The sequence below is a fragment of the Aquabacterium sp. genome, assembly GCF_004297345.1.
Taxonomy (GTDB): Bacteria; Pseudomonadota; Gammaproteobacteria; order Burkholderiales; family Burkholderiaceae_C; genus Aquabacterium.
Map to the genome: position 1 here is coordinate 1 of NZ_SCTN01000529.1, position 8,132 is coordinate 8,132.

The following is an 8,132-nucleotide window of genomic DNA, read 5'->3' on the forward strand; positions in this document are numbered from 1 at the left end:
TGCGCCAGTGGTTGTATCCACCGGCTGGGCCGCAACCTAAGGTCGGCATCAATGTTCTGCTGGATCAGACGGATGCTTTGCGCCACGTCGATCGTGTGCTGCTGTACATGACGGGACGCGAGCGCATCGAGGGGCTCGATACGGTGAGTTTTGTGCCCGGTGCGCTGGCGGATCACCTGACATCGTTTGGCGGCATGTTGGACGATGCGCATGGTCAGATGTCCGTGCTGTCGTGGATTGATGCAGGCGCAACGGCCAGCTATGGCACGACGAGCGAGCCGTGTGCGCATCCACAAAAATTTCCGCATCCCCAGGTTTTGCTGCTGTTCTACGTACAAGGTGCGACGGCCCTGGAGGCGTACTGGAAAAGCGTGATGTGGCCTCAGCAGGGTTTGTTTGTGGGCGAACCTCTGGCTGCCCCTTTCGCGCATTGATGGGGGCAGTCAGCGCAGCAGGCCCCAGCGCACACGTTGGGCGATCCACCACTTTCTGAGCGGGGTCAGCACGATTCGTTCGTGCAGAACCCGATCTCCTCGGCTGGCAACTTGATCGATCAAGTGCAAGTAGATATGGCTCAGCACGATCAGCGGCTTCAGCGCGGCCCGATCTGTTGAGGGGAGGGCGCGACAAGCTTGTAGCCCTTGATGAAGGTGTGCTGCTGCCTGTGTGTGCAGATGGGCCAGCAGCTTGGGCCAGCCGTCTGGCTGGGAGTCGGCATCAGGTTTGCTCAACTGATGTGCACGTACATCATGGGCCTGTAGCACATCGATGGCGACCTGGATCCAGCCGGCCCGGGCATCCTGCCCTATGCGTGTCAATTGATGGGCTTGACGCAGTCCCCAGCCGAGTTGATGTGCGGCCTGTCTCGCGGCATCGCTGCTTGCGCCCAGCAGGATGGCTGCGCCCTCTGTGGCTGCCCCTGTGGTTTGTCGCATGTGCCGCTGCAGACTGGCGTCATCCAGCCATCTGGTCTGATTGATCAAGGTGATCAGGCCCTCGATCTGGCTCGCCCACAACGGCCAGGCTGGCAACTGGATGGCGGGTGTTGATGCCGTGGCTTGCGTCAGTGCCTTGATCAAAGGATGGTGCGCCTGGCCTTGTGAGGCGTCGCTTATTTCCTGCAACCACCAGCGTAGTTTCGTTTCTGCCACGCCCGGATCCTGGATTTTGAACGGAATCTGGGCGGTCTCGTGCCACCATTGCACCCATGACTGCAAGGCTTGACGCCGTGAAGCAGGTGCCGTAGCCAAGGCGTAGTAGAGGCTGCTGCCTGTTCCTGGGAACACGTCAGGGGAAGTATGCGGGCTGGATGAGTTCATGACATTTGGCGAGACACAGTCCGTATTGTCTCAATAGCTGAATTGACAGATCAGGAAGTCCTTGCCTACATTACTGACCCGCGAGTCAGTTATTCTGTCATCGCCTGATGCCGGGCGTTTCCCTGTAGTCGAATGACCGCGCATCACCCATTGATTTCACACATATCGCCCTATGAAATTGAATGCGCGCCGCGCGCCTGCGGTCATGGCTTTGATCTCGTCTGCCCTGTTTCTGGCCTTGGCTGGCTGTAGCAAGGAAGCCCCCGCGCCCACGCCTGAGCGTGCGGTTCGTACCTTGCTGATCTCGGAGACGGGTGGTGTGCTGGAGCGTGAGTATTCCGCCGATATCCGTGCACGCACGGAGTCGCGTCTGGGTTTTCGCGTGCCGGGCAAGGTTGCTCGGCGTCTGGTTGAGTTGGGGCAATCGGTTCGATCAGGGCAGGTACTGGGGCAACTGGATCCTCAGGATCTGAGGCTGCAGCAAGACGCCGCACGGGCAGGGTTGGCGGCTGCCGAGGCCAATGCCACACAGGCCGCCTCTGATCTCAAGCGCTTTACCGAGTTGAAGTCGCAAGGCTTCATCAGCGAGGCTGAACTGGAGCGCCACAACACCATGGCCCGCACGGCGGAGGCCAGCTTGCGTCAGGCACGGGCCCAGGCAGGTGTTCAAAGCAATCAAACCAGTTATGCGGCCCTGGTGGCTGACGCGGCTGGCGTGATCACGTCCGTAGACATGGAGCCCGGCCAGGTGGTCAATGCCGGCATGCCAGTGCTGACGCTGGCTCATGATGGCCCGCGCGACGCCGTGTTTGCCGTGCCGGAGGATCTGGGGCAGGCGGTGCGTGGTCTGGTGGGCAAGAAGGATGCGATCAAGGTGCGCCGCTGGGGCACGAGCGAATGGGTGCCGGCGACAGTGCGTGAAGTCGCTGCCGCGGCCGATCCGGTGACGCGTACTTTCCTGGCCAAGGCGGATGTCGGCAAGGCTGGCTTTGAGCTAGGCCAGTCGGCCAGCGTGGCTTTCAACACGCCCGTGCGCGTGAGTGGCGGACTGCGCATCCCGCTGTACGCCTTGGCCGAACGTGATGGCAAGTCCATCGTCTGGGTGCTGGACGATAAGACCATGACGGTCAAGCCGCAGCCTGTCATCACAGGTGACATCACTGGCAATGTGGTGCTGGTGGCCAAAGGCCTGAATGCCGGGCAGGAGATCGTGACCGCTGGCGTGCATGCGCTCAATCCCGGTCAGAAGGTGCGCCGCTATCAAGCTGGCGCGGCTGATGCGGCCGCTTCGGGCACCAGCCCGGCGGTGAAGCCCTGATCGGCGAGGAGCGAGTCTTGAGTCACAAGCCAGATTCCTCGAACGAGGCGCAGGGAAAGCGTTTCAACATTTCCCGTTGGGCGCTGGAGCACCCCGCACTGACGCGCTACCTGATGGTCGTGCTGATGCTGCTGGGCCTGGCCGCCTATTTCCAGTTGGGGCAAGATGAAGATCCGCCCTTTGCCTTTCGCATCATGGTCGTGCGGTCCTACTGGCCCGGCACGACCGCCCAGCAGATGGCCGAGCAGGTGACCGACAAGATCGAGCGCACGCTGCAGGAAGTGCCGTACGCGGACAAGATCCAGTCCTACACCAAGCCCGGTGAATCCTTCACCATGTTCATGGTCAAGGACTCTTCGCCGCCCAAAGAGATTCCCAACCTCTGGTACCAGGTGCGCAAGAAGGTGGGCGACATGCGCTACACCTTGCCGCAAGGAGTGATCGGGCCCTTCTTCAACGACGAGTTCGGCGATGTGTACGGCTCGATCTACGCGGTGTCTGCCGATGGCTTCTCGCAAGAGGAGTTGCGCCAGTTTGCCGACCGGGCGCGCTCGGATCTCTTGCGCGTGCCGGGCGTGGCCAAGGTGGAGTTGTTTGGTGTCCAGGCTGAAAAAATCTTCCTGGAGATCCCGCAGTTCAAGCTGGCTCAACTGGGGCTTGATCTCCAGCAGGTCATCGCGCAACTCAATGCCCAGAACGGCATCGAAGGCGCAGGCGTCTACAACGGCGATCGCAGCAATATCCAGATGCGCGTGAACGGCGCTTTCCAGAACGTCGAGCAGATCCGCCAGATGCCCCTTCGCCTGGTCAACCAGGCTACCGGGCAAGCGCGCACTTTCAGGCTGGGCGATATCGCCACCATCCGCCGTGGTTATGAAGACCCACCTGTGACCAAGGTGCGCCATCAAGGCAAGGCCGTGATCGCCATGGGCATTTCGATGGCCAAGGGCGGCGACATTATCCAACTGGGCAAGAGCCTGACGGAAGCCACCGAGCGCATCAAGGCGGACTTGCCGGTCGGCATCGAACTGGACCAGATTCAGAACCAGCCCAAGGCGGTGACGTCCTCTGTCGGTGAGTTCGTGCATGCGTTGGTCGAGGCCGTTGTGGTCGTGCTGGCCGTGAGCTTCCTGAGCCTGGGCTTGCACACCAAGCCATTGCGCCTGGACGTGTGGCCTGGTCTGGTCGTGGGCATCACCATTCCGCTGGTGCTGGCCGTGACCTTTCTGATCATGGATCTGTGGGGGGTGGGCCTGCACAAGATTTCGCTGGGTGCGCTCATCATTGCGCTGGGCCTGCTGGTGGACGACGCCATCATCGCCGTCGAGATGATGGTGCACAAGCTCGAAGAGGGCTACGACAAGATGAGTGCGGCCACGGCGGCTTACGAGATCACGGCCATGCCCATGCTGACGGGCACCCTGATCACGGCGGCTGGCTTCCTGCCGATCGGCATGGCCAACTCGTCGGTGGGTGAGTACACCTACGCCATCTTTGCCGTGACGGCAGCGGCGCTGCTCATCTCCTGGATCGTGTCCGTGTATTTCGTGCCTTACCTGGGGCAGTGGTTGCTGCGCACCAAGCCCAAGGTTCAGGCGGGTGATGCGGTCGATCTGTACGATACCCCGTTCTACACGCGCTTCAAGGCGCTGGTGAACTGGTGCGTGGGGCACCGCTGGATCACCATTGCCATCACCTTGAGCGCCTTGTTCTTGGGCTTTGTCGGCATGGGCAAGGTGCAGCAGCAGTTCTTCCCGGATTCAAGCCGCCCCGAAATCATCGTGGACCTGTGGCTGCCGGAAGGCACCAGCTTTGATGCCACCGAGGCTGCCGCTCGCCGCTTTGAGTCCCGGATGATGAAAGAGCCAGGCGTGAAAACCGTGAGCTCGTGGATCGGTTCGGGCCTGCCGCGTTTCTACCTGCCGATGGATCAGATCTTCCCGCAGAGCAACGTCAGCCAGATCGTGGTGCTGCCGGAAGATGCGTCGATGCGCGAGAAGCTGCGCCACAAGCTGCCGGCGATCCTGGCCACCGAGTTCCCCGAAGTGCGTGCCCGCGTCAAGCTGCTGCCCAATGGCCCGCCCGTGCCCTATCCCGTGCAGTTCCGCATCGTGGGTGAAGACGTGACGGCGTTGCGCCACTGGGCTGAAGAAGCCAAGGATCTGATGCGAGCCAACGCGGACATGCGCGGCGTCAATGACAACTGGAACGAATCCATCAAGTCGATCCGTTTGTCGGTGGACCAGGACAAGGCGCGCGCGCTGGGTGTCACCACGCAATCCATCGCGCAGGCCAGCCAGGTGCTGACATCCGGCACGACCATCGGCCAGTACCGCGAGGGCGATCGCCTGATCGAGATCGCGCTGCGCTCGCCTCAATCCGAGCGCCAGACACTGGGCGCGCTGGACAACGCCTACGTGCCCACGGCTTCCGGCCGCATGGTGCCCGTGTTGCAGGTGGCCAAGCCCAAGCTGGTCTGGGAGCCAGGCGTGCTGTGGCGTGAAGGTCGCCATTTCGCCATCACGGTTCAAGGCGATGTGCGTGATGGCATCCAGGGCCCGACGGTCAGCCAGGCGCTGTGGCCCCAGATGAAGGCGCTGGAGGCCAAGATGCCCGTGGGTTATCACGTGCAGTTGGCGGGTACGGCTGAAGAAAGCTCGAAGGGGCAGGGCTCGATTTTTGCCAATGTGCCGGCCATGCTGTTCATCATCTTCACGCTGCTAATGCTGCAGTTGCAGAGCTTCTCCCGTGCCATGCTGGTCTTCTTGACTGGCCCGATGGGCATTGCGGGTGTGGCCATGGCCTTGCTGGCGTCTGGTCGCCCCTTCGGTTTCGTCGCCATGCTGGGCGTGATTGCCCTGATGGGCATGATCATGCGCAACTCGGTGATCCTGATCGACCAGATCGAGCAGGATCGCGCCCGGGGCGTGCCGGCCTGGGATGCCATCGTCGGGGCGGCCGTGCGCCGTTTCCGCCCGATCGTGCTGACCGCCGCCGCCGCCGTGCTGGCCATGATCCCGCTGAGCCGCAGCGCTTTCTGGGGCCCGATGGCCGTGGCCATCATGGGCGGCCTGATCGTGGCCACCTTGCTCACTTTGCTGGCCTTGCCGGCGATGTACGCTGCCTGGTTCAGGGTTCGCCGGGATACCGGTGTGGCCTGAACCCCGAAAAACAGGGTCTGAGCCGCGCTAGAATCGGCGGTTCAGACCAAATTAGCCAGTCCGGGTGCCGGGCGGGCCTGCGTGAGACAGTTCCATTCAGTGAGCCGCTTCGCAGGTGCGACCAGTGGCCGGGCTTTTCAGAGTTCATGCGCGGGTGGCGAAATTGGTAGACGCACCAGGTTTAGGTCCTGACGCCAGCAATGGTGTGGGGGTTCGAGTCCCCCCCCGCGCACCAGACTCAATTCTTATTCCTTACTGAGAGATCACATCATGGCGATCAACGTGGAGACCCTCGACAAGCTGGCGCGCCGCATCACGCTGTCGCTGCCTGCTGAAGTTCTGCAATCGGAAGTCGATGCCCGCCTCAAGAAGCTGGCTCGCACCGTCAAGGCCGACGGCTTCCGTCCCGGCAAGGTGCCGATGAACGTCGTGGCCCAGCGCTACGGCTATTCCGTGCAGTACGAAGTGGTCAACGACAAGCTGGGCGAAGCCTTTGCTCAAGCTGCTCAAGAAGCTAACCTGCGCGTTGCCGGTCAACCCAGCATCTCCGAAAAGGAAGGTGGCCCGGTTGAAGGTCAACTGCAATTCGATGCCACGTTCGAGGTCTATCCCGACGTGACCATCGGTGACCTGTCCACCGCTGAAGTCGAGCGCGTGACGGCTGAAGTCGATGACGCCGCCATCGACCGCACGATCGAAATCCTGCGCAAGCAACGTCGCACTTTCGCCCAGCGTCCAGCTGCCGAAGGCGCTGCTGACGGCGACCGCGTGACCATCGACTTCGAAGGCAAGATCGACGGCGTGCCATTTGACGGCGGCAAGGCTGAAGGCTTCCAGTTCCTGGTTGGCGAAGGCCAGATGCTCGAGGCCTTTGAAAAGGCTGTGCGCGGCATGAAGACCGGCGACTCCAAGACCTTCCCGCTGGCCTTCCCCGAGGACTACCACGGCAAGGACGTGGCCGGCAAGGAAGCTGACTTCCTCGTGACCGTCAAGAAGGTGGAAGCCCAGAACCTGCCCGAACTGAACGACGAGTTCATCAAGGGCCTGGGCCTGGCTGACGGTTCGCTGGAAGCCCTGCGCGCTGACATCAAGCGCAATCTGGACCGCGAAGTGAAGTTCCGCGTGGCCGCCCGTAACAAGGCTGCCGTGATGGAAGCCATCCTGAAGCTGGTTGATTTCGATCTGCCCCAGTCGCTGGTGGCCGCCGAGTCTGACCGTCTGGTGCAAGGCGCCCGCGAAGACCTGAAGGCACGTGGCATCAAGGACGCCGACAAGGCCCCGATCCCTGCCGAAATGTTCAAGCCCCAAGCCGAACGCCGCGTGCGTCTGGGCCTGACCGTGGCTGAACTGGTCAAGGGTAACAACCTGGCCGCCAAGCCCGAGCAACTGCAAGCTCACATTCAAGAGCTGGCACAGAGCTACGAGCAGCCCGCCCAAGTGGTGGCCTGGTACATGAGCGACCGTCAGCGCATGGCTGAAGTGGAAGCCGTCGTGATCGAAGGCAATGTGGCTGACTTCGTCATGTCCAAGGCCAAGGTGACCGACAAGGCTCTGAGCTTTGAGGAACTGATGGGCCAGGGTCAAGGCCAGCAAGCCGCTGCCTGATCGCCTGATCGGATAGAAAAGGGCGCCTGAGGGCTGACATTGGCCGGTGAATGCCGGTCGTCAGCCTGGGAAACCCTCAAAAAAAGCACCTGCAATCCCGAGTGAGGGCAGGTGCTTTTGTTTTGTGCGACCGTGTCTGTGCTTGCAAACAACGGAAAGACGATCAAGGTAGTCGTGCGCTTTTTCCGGCGTTCGACCCGGGCTTTTCGCAAGTCATAATCTTTTTACACACACACATTTGTGGCCCCTCATGACGAGGGGCTGCTGTTGAAGGAAGCACATGAGCGCACTGGACATTCAAAACCTGGGCATGGTGCCCATGGTCATTGAGCAATCGGGTCGTGGCGAGCGCGCCTACGACATCTACAGCCGCCTCCTGCGCGAGCGCGTGATCTTTCTGGTCGGCCCAGTGAACGATGCGACCGCCAACCTGGTTGTGGCGCAGATGTTGTTCCTGGAGAGCGAGAACCCCGACAAGGACATTTCGTTCTACATCAATTCGCCTGGTGGCAGCGTGAGCGCGGGCATGTCGATCTTCGACACGATGAACTTCATCAAGCCGGACGTGTCTACACTGTGCATGGGCATGGCCGCCTCCATGGGCGCCTTCCTGCTGTCAGCTGGCACCAAGGGCAAGCGTTTCGCGCTGCCTAATTCCAAGATCATGATCCACCAGCCTCTGGGTGGTACACAGGGGCAGGCCACGGACATCGAAATCCACGCCCGCGA

6 protein-coding genes and 1 tRNA gene are annotated in these 8,132 nt (G+C 61.6%); 6 read left to right on the forward strand and 1 reads right to left on the reverse strand.

The features are described 5' to 3' along the window. Positions 1–434: TIGR03790 family protein (locus EPO09_RS20435; RefSeq protein ID WP_290646127.1), on the forward strand; the 434-nt coding region annotated here is incomplete at its 5' end. 9 nt (positions 435–443) lie between these two features. Here the strand turns inward: EPO09_RS20435 and EPO09_RS20440 are convergent. Further along, positions 444–1,319: a squalene/phytoene synthase family protein gene (locus EPO09_RS20440; protein ID WP_290646129.1), complete on the reverse strand. Its 876-nt coding sequence runs from the start codon at positions 1,317–1,319 to the stop codon at positions 444–446. 172 nt (positions 1,320–1,491) lie between these two features. On the opposite strand from EPO09_RS20440, the gene EPO09_RS20445 reads away from it, so the two are divergent. The 5 genes from EPO09_RS20445 to EPO09_RS20465 all read left to right on the forward strand — a co-directional run. Continuing rightward, on the forward strand, positions 1,492–2,637 hold the full coding sequence (locus EPO09_RS20445; RefSeq protein WP_290646131.1) for an efflux RND transporter periplasmic adaptor subunit: 1,146 nt from the start codon (positions 1,492–1,494) through the stop codon (positions 2,635–2,637). Between the two features lie 17 nt (positions 2,638–2,654). Continuing rightward, positions 2,655–5,798: an efflux RND transporter permease subunit gene (locus tag EPO09_RS20450; RefSeq protein ID WP_290646133.1), complete on the forward strand. Its 3,144-nt coding sequence runs from the start codon at positions 2,655–2,657 to the stop codon at positions 5,796–5,798. A 148-nt stretch (positions 5,799–5,946) separates the two neighbouring features. Continuing rightward, positions 5,947–6,033, forward strand: a tRNA-Leu gene (locus EPO09_RS20455). Between the two features lie 35 nt (positions 6,034–6,068). Next, entirely contained in the window at positions 6,069–7,403 is a 1,335-nt protein-coding gene (gene tig, locus EPO09_RS20460; RefSeq protein ID WP_290646135.1) for a trigger factor, read from the forward strand. A 280-nt stretch (positions 7,404–7,683) separates the two neighbouring features. Beyond that, positions 7,684–8,132: ATP-dependent Clp protease proteolytic subunit (locus tag EPO09_RS20465; protein WP_290646137.1), on the forward strand; the 449-nt coding region annotated here is incomplete at its 3' end.